Consider the following 20,794-nt stretch of genomic DNA (forward strand, 5'->3'; position numbering starts at 1 on the left):
GATTGGGTTCTTGGCTATGGATTCTCGCGCTGCACCCATCCTACGGGGCGACGGATGCGCGGGCGTGTTGTAGCGCTTCGCGCAGCACGGCCATGTCGCCCAGGTGGTTGGCCAGCAACAGGATCAGCGCGGCGTTCAGTTCCTGGCTTTGCTCGTTGCTGAGGTCGCGGTGCGTGTCGATCAGCGCTTCGTAGAAGTCGTCCGGCGCGGGCAGGTTGGTTTCGGTAATCAGCATGATGTGTGGCCCCAGGAGTTCAGGCGCGGCCGGTGGCGCGGTTGACGGCCGCGGCGACGGCGGCGGCATCGAAGGCGCGCCAGCGCGCCGCGATGTGCTGGTCGGGTCGGATCAGGTAGGCGGTGCCGGGCTGCGCGTCGTAGCGCTGGCCCAGGCAACCCTCGCGGTCGATCACCGCCGGCAGCTCGCCGGGCAGCGCCGACAGGTCGCATTGCGGGCCGGCCACCAGCACGGCCTTGACCGGCACCGGCGCCAGGCGCAGCGCCTGCAGGGCCTGCAGCGTGTCGCGGCCGGGCAGGGCGTCGCCGCAGAAGAGCGCCAGCACGAACTCGCCGTCCAGTTGTCCCAGCCACCAGTCCGGCGCGCCGCGCGACTCGATCGGCGCGTCCAGCGCCACCGCGCCCGGCACCATGCGGCCGGAGAAGGCGTCGGCGTCCGGCGTGTTCAGCGGCGAGCCGGCGTACGTGGCCGGCAGCGACAGGCGGCCGCTGTTGACCAGCGAGCGCGCGAAGGGATGGGTCTTGGCCAGGTTCAGCACCGCGTTGCGGAAGCTGCGGCTGACGTCGCTCTTGGGCGTGATGAAATCGGTGGCGCGCGAGGAGTTCAGGATGTTCTCGTCGGCGGCGTATTCGCGTTCGACGGCGTAGCTGTCGATCAGCGTTTCGGGCGCCCGGCCGGCCAGCACCAGCTTCAGCTTCCACGCCAGGTTTTCCGCGTCCTGCACGCCGCTGTTGGCGCCGCGCGCGCCGAACGGCGAAACGCGGTGCGCCGAGTCGCCGGCGAACACGATGCGGCCGTGGCGGAACTTGTCCATGCGCTCACAGGCGAAGGTGTAGACGCTGACCCATTCCAGCTCGAAACCCGTGTCCGGGCCGAGCAGGGCGCGGATGCGCGGCAGCACGTTCTCCGGCTTGACGGCCTCGACCGGGTCGGCGTTCCAGCCCAGCTGGAAGTCGATGCGCCAGACGTTGTCGGGCTGGCGGTGCAGCAGCACGGACTGGTTGGGATGGAAGGGCGGGTCGAACCAGAACCAGCGTTCGGTCGGGAAGTCGGCCTGCATCTTGACGTCGGCGATCAGGAAGCGGTCGCGGAAGATGCGGCCGTGGCTTTCCTGGCCGATCAGCTTGCGCACCGGCGAACGCGCGCCGTCGCAGGCCACCAGCCAGTCCGCGTGCAGCCGGTAGGCGCCGTCGGGCGTCTCCACGCTCAGCGTCACGCCGTCCTCGCCGTGCTCCACGGCCACGACCTTGTTTTTCCAGCGCAGCTCGATGTTCGGTTCCTGGCTCGCCTGCTCGTACAGATAGCCTTCGGCGTAATACTGCTGCAGGTTGATGAAGGCCGGGCGGCGGTGGCCGGGTTCGGGCAGCAGGTCGAAGCGCCAGACTTCCTGCTCGCGGAAGAAGACCTTGCCCACGTTCCACGACACGCCTTTGTCCATCATGCGCTGGCCCACGCCCAGGCGGTCCCAGATCTCCAGCGTGCGCTTGGAAAAACAGATGGCGCGCGAGCCGGTGGACAGGCGGTAGTCGTCGTCCAGCAGCACCACGCGCACGCCCTGGCGGGCCAGGTCCAGCGCCGTGGTCAGCCCGACCGGGCCGGCGCCCACGATGACGACCCGGTGCCGCGCCAATTCGCTGGCTTCCTGGTCGGCGTGCTTCTCATAGGCGAACTCCATCGCCTGGAAATCGATGTCTCCCACGGTTGTCTCCTGTGTGGGTCGTTTTGCTTTTATGCGCGGCATCGGCGCGCCGCGCCGCGGCGCGCTGTACCGGTTCCTGCGATGGCGGGGCCGCGGCTCGCGGCCCGCGGGCTCAGCCCTCCAGCTGCGCCCACATCTCCAGGTCGCGCTTGTCGGTCCAGATGCGCGGATCGTTGTAGCCGGTGGCCTCGTCGTAGGCGCGCGACACGTCGAACGGCATGCAGTGGTCGAAGATCACCCAGTCGCTGTAGCGCGGCTTCATGAAGTCGTAGACCTCGCGGTAGATCGTCTTCAGGTCCTTGCCCTCGGCCACGCCGCGGTTGACCGCGCCGTACAGGTCGGTCAGGAAGGCGCGCGTGCCGGCCAGGCCCTGGCGGACCTCGGTGGCGTTCTTCAGCGCCGGGCCGCGGCCGGGCACCATCTTTTCGGCCTCGAAGCCGGCCAGCGTGTCCAGCGTGGTCGGCCAGTCGCGGAAATAGGCGTCGCCGCAGTAGGGCGTGGACTGGTATTCGACCAGGTCGCCGGCGAACAGGATCTTCTGCTCGGGCAGCCAGGCAATGGTGTCGCCCTTGGTGTGGCCGCGGCCCACCTGCAGCAGCTTGACTTCCAGATTGCCCAGGTTGACGGTCATTTCGCCCTTGAACGTCATGGTCGGCCAGACCAGGCCGGGCGGGATCGATTCGGCGTTGCGGAACAGGCGCGGGAAGCGGCCGATCTCGCTGGCCTTGTCCTGCTCGCCGCGCTCGGCGATCAGGTCGTAGGTGTCGCGGCTGGCCAGGATTTCCTGGGCGTTGTAGGCCGACGCGCCGAACACGCGCACCGCGTGGTAGTGCGACAGCAGGATGTACTTGATGGGCTTGTCGGTGACTTCGCGGATGCGGCGGATTACGTCCTGGGCCATGACCGGCGTGGCCTGGGTGTCGACCACCATGACGGCCTCGTCGCCGATGATCACGCCCGTGTTGGGGTCGCCTTCGGCGGTGTAGGCATAGGCGTTGTCGGACAGTTTTTCGAACGAGACGACCTTGTCTGCCAGGTCGGCGTGCGAGGCGAATTGCTTGCTCATGGAGGCTCCTTCCGCTTTTATAGGAATAGGGGTGTGGAAGGAATATAGCCCGGCGTTAGTGTTTGTGCAATACGTTTGCTATAAACAAATACCCCTGTTTTTACAGGGATTTCCCGTGGATTGCGTGGCGGCGCCGGCTCAGTTTCTCTGGCATTTCGGACAGTAGTACGTGGCGCGCTGGCCCTGCACGAAGCGCCGGATCGGCGTGGCGCAGACCCGGCACGGCTGGCCCTCGCGTTCGTAGACCGCGGCGTGGATCTGGAAGTAGGCGCCCGGCTCGCCGGTGGCCCCGACATAGTCGCGCAGCGTGCTGCCGCCCGAGGTCAGGGCGTCGGCCAGGGTGGCGCGCACCATGTCGGCCAGCCGCTCGCAGCGGGCCGCCGACAGCTTGTTGGCCGGCGTCTTGGGGTTGATGCGGGCGCGGAACAGGCTTTCCGACGCATAGATATTGCCCACGCCCACCACCGCCATGCCGGCCAGCAGCACCTGCTTGACGGCCGCGCCGTGGTTCTTGAAGTGGCGGTGCAGCCAGGCGCCGTCGAAACGCGGATCGAAGGGTTCGATGCCCAGCTTGGCCAGCAGCGGATGGGCTTCGATGGGGCCGTCGGCCTGCGGATGCCACAGCACCGCGCCGAAGCGCCGCGGATCGTGCAGCCGCAGCACCGCCTGGTCGAAAACCCACTCGACGTGGTCGTGCTTGCGCAGGAATTCCCCCGGGGGCACGCTGCGCAGCGACCCCGACATGCCCAGATGCACTATCTGGGTGCCATGCTCGAAGCGCAGCAGCAGATACTTGCCGCGGCGCGCGCATTCCAGCACCGCGCGTCCGCCGACCAGCGCCGGCAAATCGGGCGGTATCGGCCAGCGCATGCGGGATTCATGGATGACCAGCCGCTGCAGGGTGCGGCCGGTGATGACGGCGTCGATTCCCCGACGCGTGGTTTCGACTTCAGGCAGTTCCGGCATGAGCCAGTGTAAGATCATCAATTGCGTGTACGAAGATTGTGCCATCAACCGGACGGGCCGCGTGAAGTCGTCTTTCAAACCAATGAACCTCGGGATTGCCGCGCTGGCCGTTGCGCTGGCAGCAATACTGACCCCGCCGGCGCAGGCCGCCGACAGCCGGACCCGCGATGCGACCGGCCCCCGCATGGCGCCCCAGAGCCGTCAGCCTGAAACCGAGGTGATCCGCCTGCGCCCAGGCCAGTTACCCTATGTATCGCTGACCGCCGACATCTTTTATCGCGTGCTGGCCTCCGAGATCGCCGCGCAGCGCGGCATGTACGGTTCGGCGGCCGCCACCATGCTGTCCCTGGCCCGAGACACCAGCGATCCGCGCCTGGCGCGCCGCGCCCTGGAGTTCCAGCTCGCCGGCGGCAACCTGCCCGGCGCGCTTGAAGCCGCGCGGGTCTGGGCGCGCCTGTCGCCCAACGACGTGGAGGCCAGTTCGACCGAGCTGGCGCTGGCCGCGGCCAACGGCCAGACCAAAGGCCTGTCGCAGGCGCTGCGCAACCGCATCGACGCCTCGCGCGACAAGACCGCCGCCATCGGCCAGGCCCTGGCCGTGCTCAGCCGCCTCAACGACCGCCGCCTGGCCCTGCGCATCCTCGACGAATCCTTCAGCGACAGCGTGCGCAAGCTGCCCGCCGCGCACCTGGCGCTGGCCGACGTGGCCTCCGCCGCCGGCGACTACCCGCGCGCCGCCCAGGAGGCGCGCGCCGCGCTGGCAGGCGAGCCCCGCTCCGAGGCGGCCGCGCTGCGCGTGCTGGAATACGGCGCCAAGATCGATCCGCAGCGCGCGCAGGCCGAGGCCCGCGCCTACATCGCCCGCAATCCCAACGCCCGCAAGGTGCGCCTGATGCTGGCCGGCCAACTGGCCGACGGCGGCGACTACAACGGCGCGCTGGCCGAACTGCAGGCCATGTCGCGCCGCGCCCCGGAAGATTTCGACCTGCTCTTCATGCAGGCCCAGCTCGCCTACAAGGCCGGCCAGCTGCCGCAGGCCAAATCGCTGCTGCAGCAGTACCTGGACGTGCAGAACCAGCGCCAGCGCGCCACCGTGCCGGGCGCCACCGACGCCGGCGCGGCGGCCGCCGACGCCCACGTGCTGCTGGCCCGCATCGCCGAGGACCAGGGCCAGTACGACGACGCCATCGCCGAACTCGGCCGCATCGACGATCCGACCCTGCGCTATTCCGTGCGCATGCGCCAGGCGGTGCTGCGCGCCAAGAGCGGCAACGTCGACGGCGCGCTCTCCATGATCGACGCCGCCGGCCCCCAGGACGACGAGGAACGCACGCTGGGCGTGCTGACCAAGGCCCAGATTCTGCGCGACGCCGATCGCGTATCGCAGGCCGTCTCGGTGCTCGAAGAGGCCGACCAGGCCATGCCGGACACGGTCGAGATCAAATACGAACTGGCCATGCTCTACGAGCGCCAGAACCGCCTCGCCGACCTGGAGCGCATGCTGCGCCAGGTCATCGCGCTGGACCCCGACCACGCGCACGCCTACAACGCGCTGGGCTACACGCTGGCCGACCACAACCAGCGCCTGTCCGAGGCCCTGGACCTGATCACCCAGGCGCTGGAGCTGGCGCCCAACGATCCCTTCATCCTGGACAGCATGGGCTGGGTCAAGTACCGGATGGGCGACTCCACCGCCGCCGCCGACTACCTGCGCCGCGCCTACAGCGTGCGTCCCGAGGCCGATATCGCGGCCCACCTGGCCGAAGTGCTCTGGAGCCAGGGCAAGCGCGACCAGGCCGTGGAACTGCTGCGCGCCGCCAAGCAGAAGGACCCGAAGAACAAGACCGTCCAGGACGTGATCAAGCGCCTGGGGGTCGGACTGTGACGCCGGCGATCCTGCATGCGCGCCGGGCCGCGGCGCTGTTGCGCTGGGCCTTGATGGCGCTGCTGGCGGCCCTGCTTGCCGCCTGCTCCACGCCCAAGCCCATCGAAGGCGCCGGCGCCGACGCGTTTTCCCGCGTCGGCCGTTTCGCGCTCACGGTCAACCAGGCCGGCGGCCAGCAGAACGCGGTGCAGGGCGGTTTCTCGTGGTCCGACGACGGCCGCCGCTACGTGCTCGACCTGACCAATCCGCTGGGCTCCACCGAAGCCCGCGTCGAAGGCCGCCCCGGCGCGGCCACACTCACCAAGGCCGACGGCACGCGCTACGTGGCCGACAATCCCGACGGCCTGGCCGCGGAAGTCCTGGGCAGCAGCGTGCCGGTGTCGGGCCTGCGCGACTGGCTGCGCGGCAAGCTGGCCGCGCAACCGCAGGCCTCCGACGTCACCCGCGACGAGCTGGGCCGCCCCGTGGCCTTCGAACAGGGCGGCTGGCGCGCGCGCCTGTCGCGCTACGACGCGCTCGGCCCGCAACTGCTGGTCCTGGAACGCCAGGAGCCGGGCCGCCGCATCATGCTGCGGCTGGTCGTCAACCAATCCTCGTAGGGGCCGACGGCCCCGTTTCGCCGTGACGCTTTACGACGTACCCGCACCCGCCAAGCTCAATCTGTTCCTGCATGTCGTGGGCCGGCGGGCCGACGGCTATCACCTGCTGCAGACCGTCTTCCGCTTCATCGACCTGTGCGATACGCTGCATTTCGACGTGCGCGCAGACGGCGTCATCAGCCGCGCCGCGGACCTGCCCGGCGTGCCGCCGGAACAGGACCTGACCCTGCGCGCCGCGCATGCGCTGCAACGGGCGACCGGCACCCGCATGGGCGCGCAGATCGCGCTGGAGAAGCGCATACCGCAAGGCGGCGGCCTGGGCGGCGGTTCGAGCGACGCCGCCAGCGTGCTGATCGCGCTGAACCGCCTGTGGAACACGGGCCTGTCGCGCGAGGAATTGATGAAGCTGGCCTTGCCGCTGGGCGCCGACGTGCCGGTCTTCGTGTTCGGCCAGTCCGCGTTCGCGCAGGGCGTGGGCGACGAACTCAGCGCCGTCGAACTGCCGGAACGCGCCTATCTGGTGGCGCAGCCGGACGCCAGCGTGCCGACCGCTGAAATTTTTTCCGCACCGGATTTGACAAGAGATTCTTCTTACATCACAATAGCGGACTTTCTTGCTTCGCCAACTTTCTGCCCTGGCAACAGCTTCGGCAAGGCTTTTGGCAGAAACGACTTGGAGCCGGTGGTCTTCCGCCTTTACCCTGAAGTGCTTGGGGCATCGCGGTGGCTAAGCGAACAGTTGAAGGGTTCAACGGTTCGCATGTCGGGATCTGGCGCGTGTTTATACGCCGAGTTTTCCGAACTACCGCAGGCCGTTTTGGCGAAAACAGAAATTACCGCTATAATGCGCGGCGCTGATAAAAAAATCAGTCAAACGCATCCACGGTTTCGGTTAGTGCAGGCATGTACTGGATTGGCTGAACATCCGTTGCGGAATTGGATTGCAAGATAGTTGGGGAGTCGCCAAGCTGGTTAAGGCACCGGATTTTGATTCCGGCATGCGAAGGTTCGAATCCTTCCTCCCCAGCCAACCGAATACATAACAAAGCTGTTGAACAAGCCCGTAAGACACTGGCCCTGGTTCAGCAGCTTTTTTATTTTCCGGATCGGCTGGTGTTCCATATCACCCCGCATCACTCGTCAGTGTCTTAAACGACCATCGCATCATCCATCATGGCAAACGATAGCTTCATGATTTTCACGGGCACCGCCAATACGCGGCTGGCCGTGGACGTAGTCAACCATCTCGATATGTCCCTGGGCAAGATGACCGTCGGTCGCTTCTCGGACGGCGAGGTGATGGTCGAGATCAACGAGAACGTGCGCGGCAAGGACGTCTTCGTCCTGCAGCCCACCTGTGCCCCTACCAATGACAACCTGATGGAAATCATGGTGATGGTCGATGCGCTGCGCCGCGCTTCCGCCGGCCGCATCACCGCCGCGATTCCCTATTTCGGCTATGCCCGCCAGGACCGCCGCCCGCGCTCGGCGCGCGTGGCCATCTCGGCCAAGGTCGTGGCCAACATGCTGCAAGTGGCCGGCGTCGACCGCGTGCTGACCATGGACCTGCACGCCGACCAGATCCAGGGCTTCTTCGACATCCCCGTGGACAACATCTACGCGGGCCCGATCCTGCTGGGCGACATCTGGCGCCGCAACTTCTCGAACCTGGTCGTCGTGTCCCCGGACATCGGCGGCGTGGTGCGGGCCCGCGCGCTGGCCAAGCAGCTCGAAGCCGACCTGGCCATCATCGACAAGCGCCGTCCGCGCGCCAATGTGTCCGAAGTGATGAACATCATCGGTGAAGTCGACGGCCGCACCTGCATCATCATGGACGACATGGTCGACACCGCCGGCACGCTGTGCAAGGCGGCCCAGGCCCTGAAGGACCGCGGCGCCGGCGCCGTCTACGCCTATTGCACGCACCCCGTGCTGTCGGGCGGCGCCATCGACCGCATCGAAGCGTCGGAACTGGACGAACTGGTCGTCACCGACACCATCCCGCTGTCCGAACAAGGCCAGGCCAGCGGCAAGATCCGCCAGCTGTCGTGCGCCGCGCTGCTGGGCGAGACCATCCTGCGCATTTCCAACGCGGAATCGGTCAGCTCGCTGTTCGTCGACTAAGCACCCCGTTTTTGCGCCTTGCTGGTCGCGGCAAGACGCAATCGACACGGCGCGCGTTTTGCGCGCCGTGAATTTAACGGCGAAGCCTCTTCGCCATTTATTGTTTTTGGAGTTTTCCATGAAATTCAATGCCACTGCGCGTAGCGTCCAGGGTTCGAGTGCGAGCCGCCGCCTGCGCCGCGCGGGCCGCGTTCCCGCCATCGTTTATGGCGGTACGGCTGCCCCGCTGAACATCGAACTCGACCACAACGAGATCTACCACGCCCTGCGCAAGGAAGAATTCCACGCGTCGATCCTGCAAATGGCGCTGGAAGGCGCGGCCAAGGAAGAACAAGTTCTGCTGCGTTCGGTTCAATGGCACGCCTACAAGCCGCAAGTCCTGCACGTGGACTTCCAGCGCGTGGACGCCAACCAGGCCCTGCACACCAAGGTCCCGTTCCACTTCATCAACGCTGAAGTCTCGCCGGCCGTGAAGCTGGGCGGCGCCATCGTCAGCCACGTCCTGACCGAACTGGAAGTGACCTGCCTGCCGGCCGCGCTGCCCCAGTTCATCGAAGTCGACCTGAAGGACCTGCTGCCCGGCGCGTCGGTCCACCTGGCCGACATCAAGCTGCCCAAGGGCGTGACCTACGTCGCCCACGGCGGCGACGCCAACCCGCTGATCGCCTCGGCCGTGGTCAAGGCCGGCGGCGCTGCCGCTGCCGAAGAAGGCGGCGAAGCCGAAGCCCCGGCCGCCTAAGCCCGCCGCGGGCCCACAGGCCCGCAGCCGGTTTGCGTGCGAAACCCTGCGTGTGCATTTGCATGCGCAGGGTTTTTTGGTTTAAACACCCCCATCATGTCTACTCCCATACGCCTCATCGTGGGATTGGGTAATCCCGGTCCCGAATACGAAACCACCCGGCACAACGCCGGCTTCTGGCTCGCCGACCATCTGGCGGACGATCTGCGCGCGAGCTTCGCGCTGGAGAAGTCCTTCTTCGGCATGGTGGCCAAGGCCAGGCTGGGCGCCGACAACGTGCTGCTGCTCAAGCCCAACACCTACATGAACCGCTCCGGCCAGGCCGTGGGCGCGCTGGCCCGCTTCTACAAGCTGACGCCGGAACAGGTGCTGGTGCTGCACGACGAACTCGACCTCATGCCCGGCCAGGTGAAACTGAAGCAGGGAGGCGGCCACGCCGGCCACAACGGCCTGAAAGACATCCAGGCCGCGCTGGGCAGCCCCAATTTCTGGCGCCTGCGCATCGGCATCGGCCATCCGCGCACGCTCGGCCTGGCGCAGCAGGTCGCGGACTTCGTCCTGCATCCTCCGCGCCGCGAAGAACAGACACAGATCGAAGCCGTCATCGACCGCTGCCGCGCCGTGGTGCCGGCCATGCTGGCCGGCGACTTCCCGCTGGCCACGCGCCAGCTTCACAGCGGCAACGACGCCTGATGGCCCGCTCTGGCGCGCCGCGCGCAAAAAGCATGCGCTTTCGCAGCGAAGTCGCGGACTTCTGGCGCTTCCTGCGCCATCCGCAGCCGGTGTCGCGCCTGCCCGGGCGCGCGGCGGCCAGCGGGCTGGCGGCGGACTGGCTGCCCGGCATCACGCCCGGCAGGCTGCTGGCCTGGGCCGCGCTGCTGTGGGCCGTGAACTTCTTCGCGCTGGGGCCGCTGGCCGTCACCGCGGCCGGCCTGGGCGGCGTGACCCATCGCCTCGACCCGGCCAACATCCCCTGGCTCACCGCCATCCTGTGGGCGCCGCTGGTCGAGGAAATGCTGTTCCGCTACGGCCTGCGCCGCCCGAAACAGGCCTTGTGGCTGGTTCCCGCCATGCTGCCCGTCGTGCTGTGGGGCCCCAAGGTCTGGACCGGCCTCTTGTGCGCCGCCTTCCTGATCCTGGCGGCCTGGCGCCTGCGGCGCCGGCCCGGGCTGATCGCGGGCTGGGACACCACCTGGCGGCGCTACTACCTGAAGCACTTCGGCCTGGTGTTCCATCTGGTCGCGCTGAGCTTCGCGGCCGTGCACCTGACCAACTTCGTCTACGCCAAGACGCCGTACTGGCTGCTGCCCCTGCTGGTGCTGCCGCAATGGCTGACCGGCCTGGTGCTGGGCTGGATGCGCGTGCGCCGCGGCATCGGCGCGGCCATCCTGCTGCACTCGGTCTTCAATGCCGGCCCCATTTTGATGATCTGGCTCATCATGCGCTGGCTCCCGGCGGCGGCAAGCTGACGGGGTAAACTAGAACGTTAACGATCAATACCGTACTCACACAGGATTCCCATGGCTCTGCAATGCGGCATCGTCGGCCTGCCCAACGTCGGCAAATCGACACTCTTCAACGCTCTGACCCGCGCCGGCATCGCCGCCGAGAACTACCCGTTCTGCACCATCGAGCCCAACGTCGGCGTGGTGGAAGTGCCGGATCCGCGCCTGCAGAAGCTGGCTGAAATCGTCAAGCCCGAGCGCATCCTGTCGGCCACCGTCGAATTCGTCGACATCGCCGGCCTGGTCGCCGGCGCCAGCAAGGGTGAAGGCCTGGGCAACCAGTTCCTCTCGCACATCCGCGAAACCGACGCCATCGTCAACGTCGTGCGCTGTTTCGAAGATCCCAACGTGATCCACGTCGCCGGCAAGGTCGACCCCATCGCCGACATCGAAGTCATCGAAACCGAACTGGCCCTGGCCGACCTGCAGACCGCCGAAAAGGCCCTGCAGCGCCACCAGAAGACCGCCCGCTCCGGCGACAAGGAATCGCAGCGCATCGTCGCCGTGCTGGAAAAGTGCGTGGCCCAGCTGAACGAAGCCAAGCCCATCCGCGCGCTCGACCTGTCCACCGAAGAAAAGGCCGACATCGCCCAGCTCTGCTTCATCACCGCCAAGCGCGCCATGTACGTGGGCAACGTCGCCGACGACGGCTTCGAGAACAACCCGCTGCTCGACCGCCTGACCGAATTCGCCGCCGCGCGCAACGCGCCCGTGGTCGCCATCTGCGCCGCCATCGAGTCCGAAATCGTCGACCTCGACGACGCCGACCGCCAGGCCTTCCTGTCCGACATGGGCATGGAAGAACCGGGCCTGAACCGCCTCATCCGCGCCGCCTTCAAGCTGCTGGGCCTGCAAACCTACTTCACCGCCGGCGTGAAGGAAGTGCGCGCCTGGACCGTGCCGATCGGCGCCACCGCGCCCCAGGCCGCCGGCGTCATCCACACGGACTTCGAACGCGGCTTCATCCGCGCCCAGACGATTTCGTATGAAGACTACATCGCCTACAAGGGCGAGCAGGGCGCCAAGGAAGCGGGCAAGATGCGCGCGGAAGGCAAGGAATACATCGTCCAGGATGGGGATGTGATGAATTTCTTGTTTAACGTCTGACGATTTTGGCTGGATCTCGGTGGCGCTCAGTAGCGCTTGGTGGATTGGTTGACCCGTTTGAAATCAATGGGTTGCGTAAACAATACGGTCTGCTGAGCGTTCCTATTGTTCATCGAGGTCTGAAAAATTCGGGGGTAGCGTTGGGGGTACTCATGTTCAACCGTGGGGGTACATCTCCCCGCAGTGGAGTCCAACGGTGCCCGAGAATCTACTCACCGACCTCAAGGTCAGGTCGGCCAAATCGACTGATCGAGACTGGAAACTTTCAGACGGCGGGGGCTTGTTCCTGCTGGTCAAGCCTACCGGCGGCAAGCTCTGGCGGTGGAAGTACCGCCTGCAAGGCAAGGAGAACCTCTTTGCCATTGGCGGTTTTCCTCAAGTAAGCCTCGCAGAGGCGCGCGCGGCCCGAGAGAAAGCGCGTGCCTTGGTCAAGCAAGGCATCCATCCTGCCCATGAGCGGCAACAGATCAAGCAGCGTAACCTTGAAGTGCTGGAGGAACGCAAGCGCGCAAAGGAAAGCTCGTTCGCCAAGGTGGCACAGGCGTACTTGGCCGAGATCAAGCCTGTCTTTGCGCTCAGCTCCTACCGGACGAAAGAATCCCGTATCAGGAAGTACCTGTCGCCCAAGTTCGATGGGTTGCCGATGAGCGACATTGGCGTCAAGCAGATTCGTCCATTGCTGGAGGAGTGCAAGGCCCACGGCGCGTGGGCGGCCATCCATGTCAAAGGCGATCTTTCAGCCATCTTCGAATTCGCGGTGGTGCGTGGGCTGGTCGAGGCAAATCCAATCCCCAGCCTGCGCGGGCTGCTGCGCGTGCCGTTCAGCGAGAGCAAGGCGGCGATGACGCGAGAGCAAATCCAGAAGTTCTATCAGGAGTTGCGCGGCTACCGGGGCTATCCGGAAACCTCGCTGTGTCTGCGGCTGATTGCGCTGACCGCCTGCCGTCCAGGGGAAGCGGCGGATGCCGAGTGGGCCGAGTTCGACTTTGAGGATGCCCTGTGGCGTCGGCCTGCGGCGAAGATGAAAGCGCGGCGCGACCATGTCAGCCCGCTATCCTCGCAGGCCATAGCGGTGCTGAAAGATTTGCAGCACATCACGAGTGGCGGACGCTATCTGTTCCCGCACAGGAGCGGAAAAGGCTTCACCACATCCAACCGGCTGACCTACGCCATGCGCGACATGAACCTGGGCCGGGGTACGACGCCGCATTGCTGGCGGACGACCTTTTCAACCTGGGCCAATGAGAACGGATACCGGCCTGATGCAATCGAGCGGCAGCTTGCCCCCGTGGAAAGCAATAAGGTGCGGGCGACGTACAACAAGGCGCTGCTGCTGGATCAGAGAAGGACGCTGTTGCAGGACTGGGCGGACTATCTGAGTGCTGCGGAAGACAGCGGCACAGCATAGGGACAACTTCGCCGAGTGTTGCAGAACGAATGGACGGGTACGGCCTTTTCCGGGTAGGGCCATTGTTCCTTGAGTGCCGTTCCCTTGCCATTTTTTCAAGGGCTGGACGCTAAAAATAGGGTAATCAAGCAATAAATGGGGTAATTGTTAATGAATCACCCCATTTATTGAATCGCTCAGGGAAGCAAAGGCAATCCTAGTTCAGCCAGATACTGGTTGTGACGTTTCTTGGCCTCGGCGACCTTCTGCTCGGCGGACACTAGGTCGGCGTGTACGGTCGCCAGGACGATCTCTTCCTCGGTTTCCGCCGTGCTCACGTAGCGTGAGATGTTGAGGTTGAAATCGTTCTTTTCGATTTCTTCCATGCTTACCCGGCGCGAATAGCGTGGTTCTCCCTTGCGAAACTGATAAGTGTCGATGATCTTTTCGATGTGCCCGATTTCACCATCAGGCATTTCGTCTGTTCTCAGTAGTCGGTTTTGCCGCTTGCCCTTCTCGAAGTGTTCGGAGGCGTTAATGAACAACACGTCGTCTGGCTTTTTACACTTCTTCAGCACCAGGAGGCACACTGGGATGCCGGTGGAGAAGAACAGGTTCGCGGGCAGGCCAATCACCGTGTCGATATGCCCATCCTTGAGCAACTTGGTGCGGATGCGGGCCTCGGCCCCGCCCCGGAACAGTACGCCGTGGGGTAGGATGATGGCCATTACCCCGTCTTGCTTCAGGAAGTGGAAGCCGTGCAGCAGGAAGGCGAAGTCCGCTGCCGACTTCGGTGCCAGCCCATAATTCTTGAAGCGGGTGTCTTCGCCCAGTGCCTCGCTAGGCTCCCAGCGGTAGCTGAACGGCGGGTTGGCAACCACGGCGTCGAACCTAGGCATCTTGGCTGGGTTGGTCTCACGCAGCATGTCCCACTCATTGAGAAGGGTGTCACCGTGGAAGATGTCAAACTCCGAGTCCTTCATCCCGTGCAGCAGCATATTCATGCGTGCCAGGTTGTAGGTAGTGATGTTCTTCTCTTGGCCGTAAATCTTGCCAATGCCATGCGGCCCCATACGGTGGCGCACGTTCAACAGCAAGGAACCTGAGCCACAGGCAAAGTCGAGCACGCTATCGAGGTGCGAGCGCTTGCCTGTGGCAGGTTCCTGGCTGTCCAGTGTGACGATGGCCGACAGGACGTCTGAAATACGTTGTGGCGTGTAGAATTCGCCGGCCTTCTTGCCAGAGCCTGCTGCGAACTGGGCGATCAGGTATTCATAGGCATCACCCAGGGTATCACTGTCGGTGGAGAACTGCCCCAGCCCCTTGGCGATCTCGGCGATGATCTTGCACAGGCGAGCATTGCGCTCGGCGTAGGTCTTGCCCAGTTTGTCGGAGGCCAAGTTGATCTCCGAGAATAGCCCTCGGAAGGTGCTGGCGAAAGACTCCTCCTCAATGTATTTGAACCCCTTCTGCAAGGTATGCAGCAGCTCGTCATCCTGCGTGCGCGCCATCTCGGCGATGTTGCCCCACAGGTATTGGGGTTCGATCACATAATGCACCTTGCGGCGCATCTGCTTCTCGAATTCCTGCACATCGTCCAGGTTGCATTCGTACCAGAGCTGCAACGGTGTAGAGACTGAGCCATCAATCTGTTCTGGATAGTCTGACCCCAGCTCCTTCTGAGCGGCGGCCTCGTAGTTGTCCGACAGATAGCGCAGGAACAAAAAGGCCAGCATATAATCGCGGAAATCGTCCGCATTCATCGCACCGCGCAGTTGGTCGGCGATGACCCAGAGGGTCTTGCCCAGTTTTTGTTTTTCGAATTCGGTCATGGTGTACCTGCTGTTGCAGCCTCAGCGATCTGAGGGAATAAATCGGGATTGAAGGGGTAGCGGTTCAGGAAGTCATTCAGAATCTTCCTGAAGTAGGCCTTGTTTTCATCGAGCATCTGCTGCGGCTCATACAGCGAGTAATTGCCGTGGCTGAGGATATTAATCAGGCGTGCGTGCAGAATTCCGTCTGGATCGTCATCGTCATGCTTGATGCAGGCTGAGAAATTCCTGTGCCCATGGAAACTTGCCGTTTTCTCCAGGATCGTGCGCAGCATGTTGAAGTGATGGGTGAACAAGCGATCTTCCTGAGCGGCTTGATACAGCTCGGCTAAGGCGGCAACATGATGAAAGAAGGGCGTGTCTCCCTCTTCAGGCCGTAGCAGATAGCCGCCGCTGGCCGGGTACTTGTTGACGACGTACCGTCGGGCTTTGCCCAGCTCATTGCATAACACATTGAAGAACAAGGTGTGGTGCGTGGAGATCACCGCTTTGAGTTTGTTGTCCTGCCTTTTGAGCATTTGCGCCAGGTGATTGGCAACGGCAATGGCATTGTGCTCATCCAGCGAAGAGATTGGGTCGTCGATATAGAGGTACTTCACCCACTGGTAAGCCTCGATCTCGGGGTCCATTGCCAGTTCGACCACCACCAAGAAGAAACACCAGATAAAGATGTTCTCCTCGCCGCGCGACACCTTGATGTTGTCGATATTCTGTCCGTCCACCAAGCGCGAAAAGCGCACGGCCCATTCGTTTCCCTGAGTGTCAATGCGGAAATCGAAATCCGCGTAACGCCGCAGCAGCGGGCGGACGCGGTTGTCCATCTCCAATTCAAACAGGCCCTGGAAAAAACGGGAGTCCTTATTGAGCAGTAAGCGGCGATCCGCATCGCCTTCCAGATCGTTGTTCCAGTGAAACAGATCTTCGGTGAAGGCGTTGAAATACAGCGTATCGCGGGTCTCGTTCTGTTTGCCCATGTCCTTGAAAGCCATGGACAGCCGTGTCTTGCCAGTGCCGTTGTACGCATAGAGCAGGACGGTTTTCTTGTTTTCCAGCTCGCCGCGCAGATGAGCCGCCAGCTCCGGCAGTTCGGCAAAGGGCTGGCCTGGTCTCATGCCGGCACCTCATCCGACACCGGAAACATTTGCCGAATCAAGCCCTTTTTGAAGGCCTTGAGGACGTCGACCTTTTGGCTTTGAGTGGCGATCAGTTTGTCAATCGATATCAGGCAGTCGGCGATTCGATCCTGCTCAGGGGGAGATGGGCATTGCAAGGAAATCTTTGCAAAGTCGTCGTAGTAAAGGCGCAATCTGTCCTCGGTCAACCCCCTAGAATGCGCAGTCAAGACTTGAAGTGACTGTGGTCGTTTTAATAGGTAATAGAAAAAGAGGGAATTCACGCCCTGTGGCTCTAGAACAATGTAAGCAGGGCTAACCATGCAATCTTCCGGTGCGATTCCCAACGCCCCTTGCCACATCCGCATCATGTTATAAGCAAGATCGCCAGTGCGCACTGTCTTGTTTGCGCTTGCCTCGGCAATATCATCTATTTTTCGATCTAATGAAGCACGTGGCACCAAGCCGTCTGTCATTGTTACCGAGTAAATTGGCAACCCCGGCCTGCCCCGCTCAATCCGGTTCAAAAATAGTTCTCCAGCGGTGACTTTTGACCAACTGCCAGCGCTGCGAAACTCCGGGAATCTCAGCCGTGGCACGACTTCGCCGTCACGGGGGAAAAGCTGCTGCAACAGGCCTTTCTTGTGGGTTATGAGGGTGTCTAGCTTCCGATTTTCTGTCGTAATTAGCTCATCAAGAGAAGACAGGCAGTCGGCAATTTTTTGTTGCTCTCCTGGGCACGGAGTCGAGATCGGCATGGGTGCGAATTTGGAGATCCAATGCCGCTCATGAGCACCAACTTCATATGAAGTATTCTGCAGGAGTTCATACAGGAACTTGATGTTTTCTCCATTTTTAGCCTGCAATATTTTCATTGCCGACGACTTGGCCTTGAACGGAAAATCAACGAATTGCGTGGCTGTGGTGAAATCGTCGAAAATTATTACAGGCAACCCTTGAGAAAAAATACCGTGCTTTTCATTTGTATATCCCAATACAAATGTCTTGCCAGCTGTCAAAACTGGAGTGTCATAATTTTCGCTGTAGCTGGTATCAGAAACCAGATAATCCGTTGGCTGCTGGTAATCCAAACACTCCCCGAGCGTTGTCGCCTTCCATTCACCAGCATCTCGAAACTCCGGAAACCGCAACCGTGGTACCAAAGGCTGTTTTTCACTTCCACTCATGCCATTTGCTCCTGCGACCGTGCGAGGATCATCTTGAAGAGGTTCCCAGCCCGGTCGCCGATCAGATCAATCTGCGGCCAGGCCCGTAAATCACGCAGCAAGCTGCCTCCCAGCCCGCGATGCGGCAGGAGCTTGGCGGCAAAGGACGCCAGAATCGAGTTGCGCATATTGCTGTTGACTGCTTTGATGTTTTCGATGGTCAGGTTATTGGACGGATGGCCGAGGCTGATGCCCGTTTTCTTCAACGTGCTTCCATAGTTGCTGTTGTAGAAGTTGTCATCGCCCGTCAACTTGAATTCGCGGTTTGCGTGGGTGTGCAAATGGACATCTGCGCGAGTCCAATGCGCGCCTTGTGTAAAAACGGCTCCCATCATCGTCCCTCCTCATAGGCGGCGAGGCCAGCAATGTCTTGGCCTTGGGCAAGCTTGTGTAGTAGCGGCGTCAGCTCCTCCATCAGCGCCAGTTCCTTCTGCGTCCGCGCTTTCCAACTGAGATTCAACGGGGCCATCAGATCGGAAAGGCGCTCACCGTCGAAGATGCGGCGGTGCAGGATTTCATTGACAAACTCCTGTAGGGCGTCAGGCGCGAGCGCGTGGCGGCTGGCCATGTCGTTGATTTCCCGCGTCTTCTTTTCTGCCTTGAAGTGGTCGTATCCGGCACGAATCTGCCGCTCATCCAGGGCTTCATTGACCGGCAAGCTGCGGATGTACTCGGCAATAACCTCCCGCTCGTCGATAAACTTGGCATCGGACTGGATGAGACCTATGAGCTGCTCCCGATTCATCGTGAGCTTGCCGGGCTTCTGCTGGGTCAGTTTCGCAATCAGGCCCATGATGTAGTCGTAGTCGATCACCGACGAGGCGAAGAGTACAAACTCGAAGTCAAGCTGCTGTACATCGGGTGGAGCCTGATCGCCCTCCTTGCTCTGTATTTCTTTCAGATGCTTGGCGGTTTCAAGGTAGGTACTGCGGAAGCTCTGCAACTGGTCTGGCGACAGGATGGTGTCAATGCGCTCTTTCTGCTCTGGTGCCAAATCGGTGTACTGATCGAGCTGGGTTTTGAGCCGTTGCACCTCTTTGAAACGGTTGACGAACTCGATGCGGGCGGTATCCCCCTTGAGGTTGTATACCGCCTCGGGTTCGCAAATGAGGTTCTTGTCCGTCATGAAGCGCGACATGCCTGCCACGGCGGCTTCGTATTTGTGGATGACCTCTGCTGCGGATTCCACTAGCCAGATTTCGCGAGGGTTGTCGATCTTTTCTCCGGAAAAGAGCGCAATCGCTTCCTCAACCGGATTCTGTTGCTGGCGGAAGTCGAGAATATTGCCGTAAGGTTTGCTATCGTTGAGCACGCGATTGGTGCGCGAAAACGCCTGGATCAGGCCGTGGTACTTGAGGTTCTTGTCCACGTACAGGGTGTTGAGGTACTTGGAGTCGAAGCCGGTGAGTAGCATGTCCACCACGATGGTGACGTCGATTTTCTGCGCGGCGGGCAGGTCGGCGTTGGGATACTGCTGATCCTTGATGCGCTTTTGCACATCCTGGTAGTACAGGTCGAACTCACTGATACGGTGGTTGGTACCAAAGCGTGCGTTGTAATCGGCGACGATGCGAGTGAGTGCCGCCTTCTTGCCCTCTGGGTCTTTCTTGTTGTCTTCTTGTTCTTGTGGCAGGTCTTCCTGAATCTGCTGCACGTCCTTGTTGCCGTCAGCTGGTGGGGAGAACACGCAGGCGACATTCAACGGACGGAATTCGGGGTCTTGCTCTGTTTTTTGGTTCTGAATGCGCGCGAACAGCTCAAAGTATTCAATGGCATCGTTGATGCTGGCCGTTGCCAGCACCGCATTGAACTTACGACCATTGGTCGCAGTGTCGTGCTTGGCGAGGATAGTCTCGATGACCTTGGCTTTGGCTACGCCTTCGCCGGGCTTGGGCGGGTTCTTGCCTTCAGGCTTGAAGTAGTCCACGTGGAAGCGCAGGACATTGCGATCTTCAATGGCGTGGGTGATGGTGTATTGGTGCAGACAGCGCTGGAATAGATCGTCGGTTGTGCGATAACTGGCCTGCTGACCTTCGATCTGCTGATAGCTGGCGTTCTTCTCGAATATGGGTGTGCCGGTAAAGCCAAAGAGCTGGGCGTTAGGGAAGAACTCCTTGATGGCTTTGTGGTTGTCGCCGAACTGCGAACGGTGGCATTCATCAAAGATGAACACCATGCGCTGGTTGCGTAGCGGTTCCAAACGCTCTTTGTAATTGCGCTTGTTGGCCCCGTCCAGGGCAAGGCCCAGCTTCTGAATGGTCGTGACTATCACCTTGTCGGCGTAGTCATCCGACAGCAGGCGGCGCACCAGTGTTTCGGTATTGGTGTTTTCCTCAACGCAACCTTCCTGGAAGCGGTTGAATTCCTCGCGAGTCTGCCGATCCAAGTCTTTGCGGTCGACCACGAACAGACATTTGTCGATGTCTGGATTGTCTTTGAGCAGGGTAGAAGCCTTGAAGGAGGTGAGAGTCTTGCCCGAGCCGGTGGTATGCCAGATATAGCCGTTTCCGCAGTTCTGGTGGATGCAATCCACGATAGCTTTGACGGCATAGATTTGGTATGGCCGCATCATCAACAGCTTTTGTTCACTGGCCACTAGCACCATGTAGCGGCTGATCATCTGGCCAAGGATGCACTTGGCCAAAAACTTCTCGGCAAAGCTATCGAGCAGGGTAACTTTCTTATTGTCTTCGCTGGCGAACTGATAAATCGGCAGAAAACGCTCATCCGCGTTGAAGCTGAAGTGGCGCGCGTTGTTGTTGGCGAAGTACCAGGTATCGGTGCGGTTGCTGACGATGAATAGCTGCAAAAAGCACAGCAGCGTTTTGCCGTAACCGTTGCCGGGAACGGCCTTGTAATCAACGATCTGCTGCATCGCCCGGCGCGGGCTGACGGCCAGGGTCTTTAGCTCAATTTGCACCACCGGCACCCCATTGATGAGCAGCATCACGTCGTAGCGGTGATGGCTGTTTTCGGTGTTGATGCGTAGCTGGTTGATGACCTCGAAGTCGTTCTTACACCAATCCCGGATGTTGACCAAGGTGTAGTTCAGCGGCGTGCCATCGTCGCGTTCGAAGCTGTTGATGTTGCGTAGCGTTTGGGCAGCGTTGTAAACATCGTCTGTCACGATGCTTTCCCGCAGGCGCTGGAACTCGCTGTCGGTCAGGCGCACCCGGTTGAGTGCCTCAAACTTGGCGCGGAAGTTGGCCTCTAGCGCGGTACGGTCTCGGATATCAGGGCGATAGGTGTACTTGAGGTCACCAAGCTTGGCGATCAGATCGAGTTCGATTTGTTGTTCTGATGTTGTCATGA

At 62.0% G+C, this 20,794-nt stretch carries 18 protein-coding genes and 1 tRNA gene; 10 read left to right on the forward strand and 9 right to left on the reverse strand.

The window, feature by feature from the left end; genetic code table 11:
- Positions 1-40: 40 nt before the first annotated feature.
- From AC1IQ6_RS03995 to mutM, 4 genes are all read right to left on the reverse strand, one after another.
- Positions 41-235 carry a DUF2783 domain-containing protein gene (locus AC1IQ6_RS03995; protein ID WP_168202182.1) on the reverse strand — a complete coding sequence of 65 codons (195 nt, stop codon included), beginning with the start codon at positions 233-235 and terminating at the stop codon, positions 41-43.
- Positions 236-254: 19 nt separating this feature from the next.
- Positions 255-1,934 (reverse strand): FAD-dependent oxidoreductase, encoded by a 1,680-nt coding sequence (locus tag AC1IQ6_RS04000; RefSeq protein ID WP_485865879.1) that lies wholly within the window; start codon positions 1,932-1,934, stop codon positions 255-257.
- 112 nt (positions 1,935-2,046) lie between these two features.
- Entirely contained in the window at positions 2,047-3,000 is a 954-nt protein-coding gene (locus tag AC1IQ6_RS04005) for an MBL fold metallo-hydrolase (protein WP_102773998.1), read from the reverse strand.
- Between the two features lie 138 nt (positions 3,001-3,138).
- A complete protein-coding gene (gene mutM / locus AC1IQ6_RS04010) occupies positions 3,139-3,966 on the reverse strand; it encodes a bifunctional DNA-formamidopyrimidine glycosylase/DNA-(apurinic or apyrimidinic site) lyase (RefSeq protein ID WP_102773997.1) in 828 nt (275 codons plus the stop codon).
- Between mutM and AC1IQ6_RS04015 the strand changes: the two genes are divergently transcribed.
- The 10 genes from AC1IQ6_RS04015 to AC1IQ6_RS04060 all read left to right on the forward strand — a co-directional run bounded on the left by AC1IQ6_RS04015 (position 3,965) and on the right by AC1IQ6_RS04060 (position 13,333).
- Complete coding sequence (locus tag AC1IQ6_RS04015) at positions 3,965-5,851, forward strand: tetratricopeptide repeat protein (protein WP_102773996.1); 1,887 nt, start codon at positions 3,965-3,967, stop codon at positions 5,849-5,851. The two genes, mutM and AC1IQ6_RS04015, sit on opposite strands and share 2 nt — an antisense overlap.
- Before the next feature lie 53 nt (positions 5,852-5,904).
- Positions 5,905-6,450 (forward strand): lipoprotein insertase outer membrane protein LolB, encoded by a 546-nt coding sequence (gene lolB / locus AC1IQ6_RS04020; protein ID WP_485866546.1) that lies wholly within the window; start codon positions 5,905-5,907, stop codon positions 6,448-6,450.
- 22 nt (positions 6,451-6,472) lie between these two features.
- Entirely contained in the window at positions 6,473-7,402 is a 930-nt protein-coding gene (gene ispE, locus AC1IQ6_RS04025) for a 4-(cytidine 5'-diphospho)-2-C-methyl-D-erythritol kinase (protein ID WP_102773995.1), read from the forward strand.
- A 1-nt stretch (position 7,403) separates the two neighbouring features.
- Positions 7,404-7,480: transfer RNA gene (locus tag AC1IQ6_RS04030), tRNA-Gln, on the forward strand.
- Between the two features lie 143 nt (positions 7,481-7,623).
- Entirely contained in the window at positions 7,624-8,574 is a 951-nt protein-coding gene (locus AC1IQ6_RS04035; protein WP_006227587.1) for a ribose-phosphate pyrophosphokinase, read from the forward strand.
- A gap of 118 nt (positions 8,575-8,692) precedes the next feature.
- Complete coding sequence (locus tag AC1IQ6_RS04040) at positions 8,693-9,313, forward strand: 50S ribosomal protein L25/general stress protein Ctc (protein WP_102773994.1); 621 nt, start codon at positions 8,693-8,695, stop codon at positions 9,311-9,313.
- Positions 9,314-9,409: 96 nt separating this feature from the next.
- On the forward strand, positions 9,410-10,006 hold the full coding sequence (gene pth, locus AC1IQ6_RS04045; protein ID WP_102773993.1) for an aminoacyl-tRNA hydrolase: 597 nt from the start codon (positions 9,410-9,412) through the stop codon (positions 10,004-10,006).
- A complete protein-coding gene (locus AC1IQ6_RS04050) occupies positions 10,006-10,782 on the forward strand; it encodes a CPBP family glutamic-type intramembrane protease (protein WP_485865880.1) in 777 nt (258 codons plus the stop codon). The genes pth and AC1IQ6_RS04050 overlap by 1 nt, the downstream gene beginning before the upstream one ends.
- Before the next feature lie 51 nt (positions 10,783-10,833).
- Entirely contained in the window at positions 10,834-11,925 is a 1,092-nt protein-coding gene (ychF, locus tag AC1IQ6_RS04055) for a redox-regulated ATPase YchF (protein WP_102773991.1), read from the forward strand.
- Between the two features lie 196 nt (positions 11,926-12,121).
- On the forward strand, positions 12,122-13,333 hold the full coding sequence (locus AC1IQ6_RS04060; RefSeq protein ID WP_485865881.1) for a tyrosine-type recombinase/integrase: 1,212 nt from the start codon (positions 12,122-12,124) through the stop codon (positions 13,331-13,333).
- 176 nt (positions 13,334-13,509) lie between these two features.
- Here the strand turns inward: AC1IQ6_RS04060 and AC1IQ6_RS04065 are convergent, their stop codons facing one another.
- From AC1IQ6_RS04065 to AC1IQ6_RS04085, 5 genes are read right to left on the reverse strand one after another with little or no spacing between them, the layout of a single operon-like run.
- On the reverse strand, positions 13,510-15,144 hold the full coding sequence (locus AC1IQ6_RS04065; RefSeq protein WP_485865882.1) for a type I restriction-modification system subunit M: 1,635 nt from the start codon (positions 15,142-15,144) through the stop codon (positions 13,510-13,512).
- Positions 15,141-16,256 carry an AAA family ATPase gene (locus AC1IQ6_RS04070; protein ID WP_485865883.1) on the reverse strand — a complete coding sequence of 372 codons (1,116 nt, stop codon included), beginning with the start codon at positions 16,254-16,256 and terminating at the stop codon, positions 15,141-15,143. The genes AC1IQ6_RS04065 and AC1IQ6_RS04070 overlap by 4 nt, the downstream gene beginning before the upstream one ends.
- Positions 16,253-17,443, reverse strand: coding sequence for a restriction endonuclease subunit S (locus AC1IQ6_RS04075; protein ID WP_485865884.1), 1,191 nt, complete (start codon positions 17,441-17,443; stop codon positions 16,253-16,255). The genes AC1IQ6_RS04070 and AC1IQ6_RS04075 overlap by 4 nt, the downstream gene beginning before the upstream one ends.
- Positions 17,440-17,817 (reverse strand): hypothetical protein, encoded by a 378-nt coding sequence (locus tag AC1IQ6_RS04080; protein WP_485865885.1) that lies wholly within the window; start codon positions 17,815-17,817, stop codon positions 17,440-17,442. The genes AC1IQ6_RS04075 and AC1IQ6_RS04080 overlap by 4 nt, the downstream gene beginning before the upstream one ends.
- Positions 17,814-20,792: a type I restriction endonuclease subunit R gene (locus AC1IQ6_RS04085; RefSeq protein WP_485865886.1), complete on the reverse strand. Its 2,979-nt coding sequence runs from the start codon at positions 20,790-20,792 to the stop codon at positions 17,814-17,816. Before AC1IQ6_RS04085 ends, AC1IQ6_RS04080 begins: the two co-directional genes overlap by 4 nt.
- Positions 20,793-20,794 lie beyond the last annotated feature (2 nt).

It is taken from the genome of Achromobacter sp. MUI-25009338, assembly GCF_057359325.1.

Excerpts from the sequence above, each read along its gene's own strand:
- AC1IQ6_RS03995 (WP_168202182.1), bottom strand. The coding sequence starts at position 235 with ATGCTGATTACCGAAACCAACCTGCCCGCGCCGGACGACTTCTACGAA.
- AC1IQ6_RS04005 (WP_102773998.1), bottom strand. The coding sequence starts at position 3,000 with ATGAGCAAGCAATTCGCCTCGCACGCCGACCTGGCAGACAAGGTCGTC.
- AC1IQ6_RS04015 (WP_102773996.1), top strand. The coding sequence starts at position 3,965 with ATGAGCCAGTGTAAGATCATCAATTGCGTGTACGAAGATTGTGCCATC.
- mutM (WP_102773997.1), bottom strand. The coding sequence starts at position 3,966 with ATGCCGGAACTGCCTGAAGTCGAAACCACGCGTCGGGGAATCGACGCC.
- lolB (WP_485866546.1), top strand. The coding sequence starts at position 5,905 with ATGGCGCTGCTGGCGGCCCTGCTTGCCGCCTGCTCCACGCCCAAGCCC.
- AC1IQ6_RS04035 (WP_006227587.1), top strand. The coding sequence starts at position 7,624 with ATGGCAAACGATAGCTTCATGATTTTCACGGGCACCGCCAATACGCGG.
- AC1IQ6_RS04040 (WP_102773994.1), top strand. The coding sequence starts at position 8,693 with ATGAAATTCAATGCCACTGCGCGTAGCGTCCAGGGTTCGAGTGCGAGC.
- pth (WP_102773993.1), top strand. The coding sequence starts at position 9,410 with ATGTCTACTCCCATACGCCTCATCGTGGGATTGGGTAATCCCGGTCCC.
- AC1IQ6_RS04050 (WP_485865880.1), top strand. The coding sequence starts at position 10,006 with ATGGCCCGCTCTGGCGCGCCGCGCGCAAAAAGCATGCGCTTTCGCAGC.
- ychF (WP_102773991.1), top strand. The coding sequence starts at position 10,834 with ATGGCTCTGCAATGCGGCATCGTCGGCCTGCCCAACGTCGGCAAATCG.
- AC1IQ6_RS04065 (WP_485865882.1), bottom strand. The coding sequence starts at position 15,144 with ATGACCGAATTCGAAAAACAAAAACTGGGCAAGACCCTCTGGGTCATC.
- AC1IQ6_RS04070 (WP_485865883.1), bottom strand. The coding sequence starts at position 16,256 with ATGAGACCAGGCCAGCCCTTTGCCGAACTGCCGGAGCTGGCGGCTCAT.
- AC1IQ6_RS04075 (WP_485865884.1), bottom strand. The coding sequence starts at position 17,443 with ATGAGTGGAAGTGAAAAACAGCCTTTGGTACCACGGTTGCGGTTTCCG.
- AC1IQ6_RS04080 (WP_485865885.1), bottom strand. The coding sequence starts at position 17,817 with ATGATGGGAGCCGTTTTTACACAAGGCGCGCATTGGACTCGCGCAGAT.
- AC1IQ6_RS04085 (WP_485865886.1), bottom strand. The coding sequence starts at position 20,792 with ATGACAACATCAGAACAACAAATCGAACTCGATCTGATCGCCAAGCTT.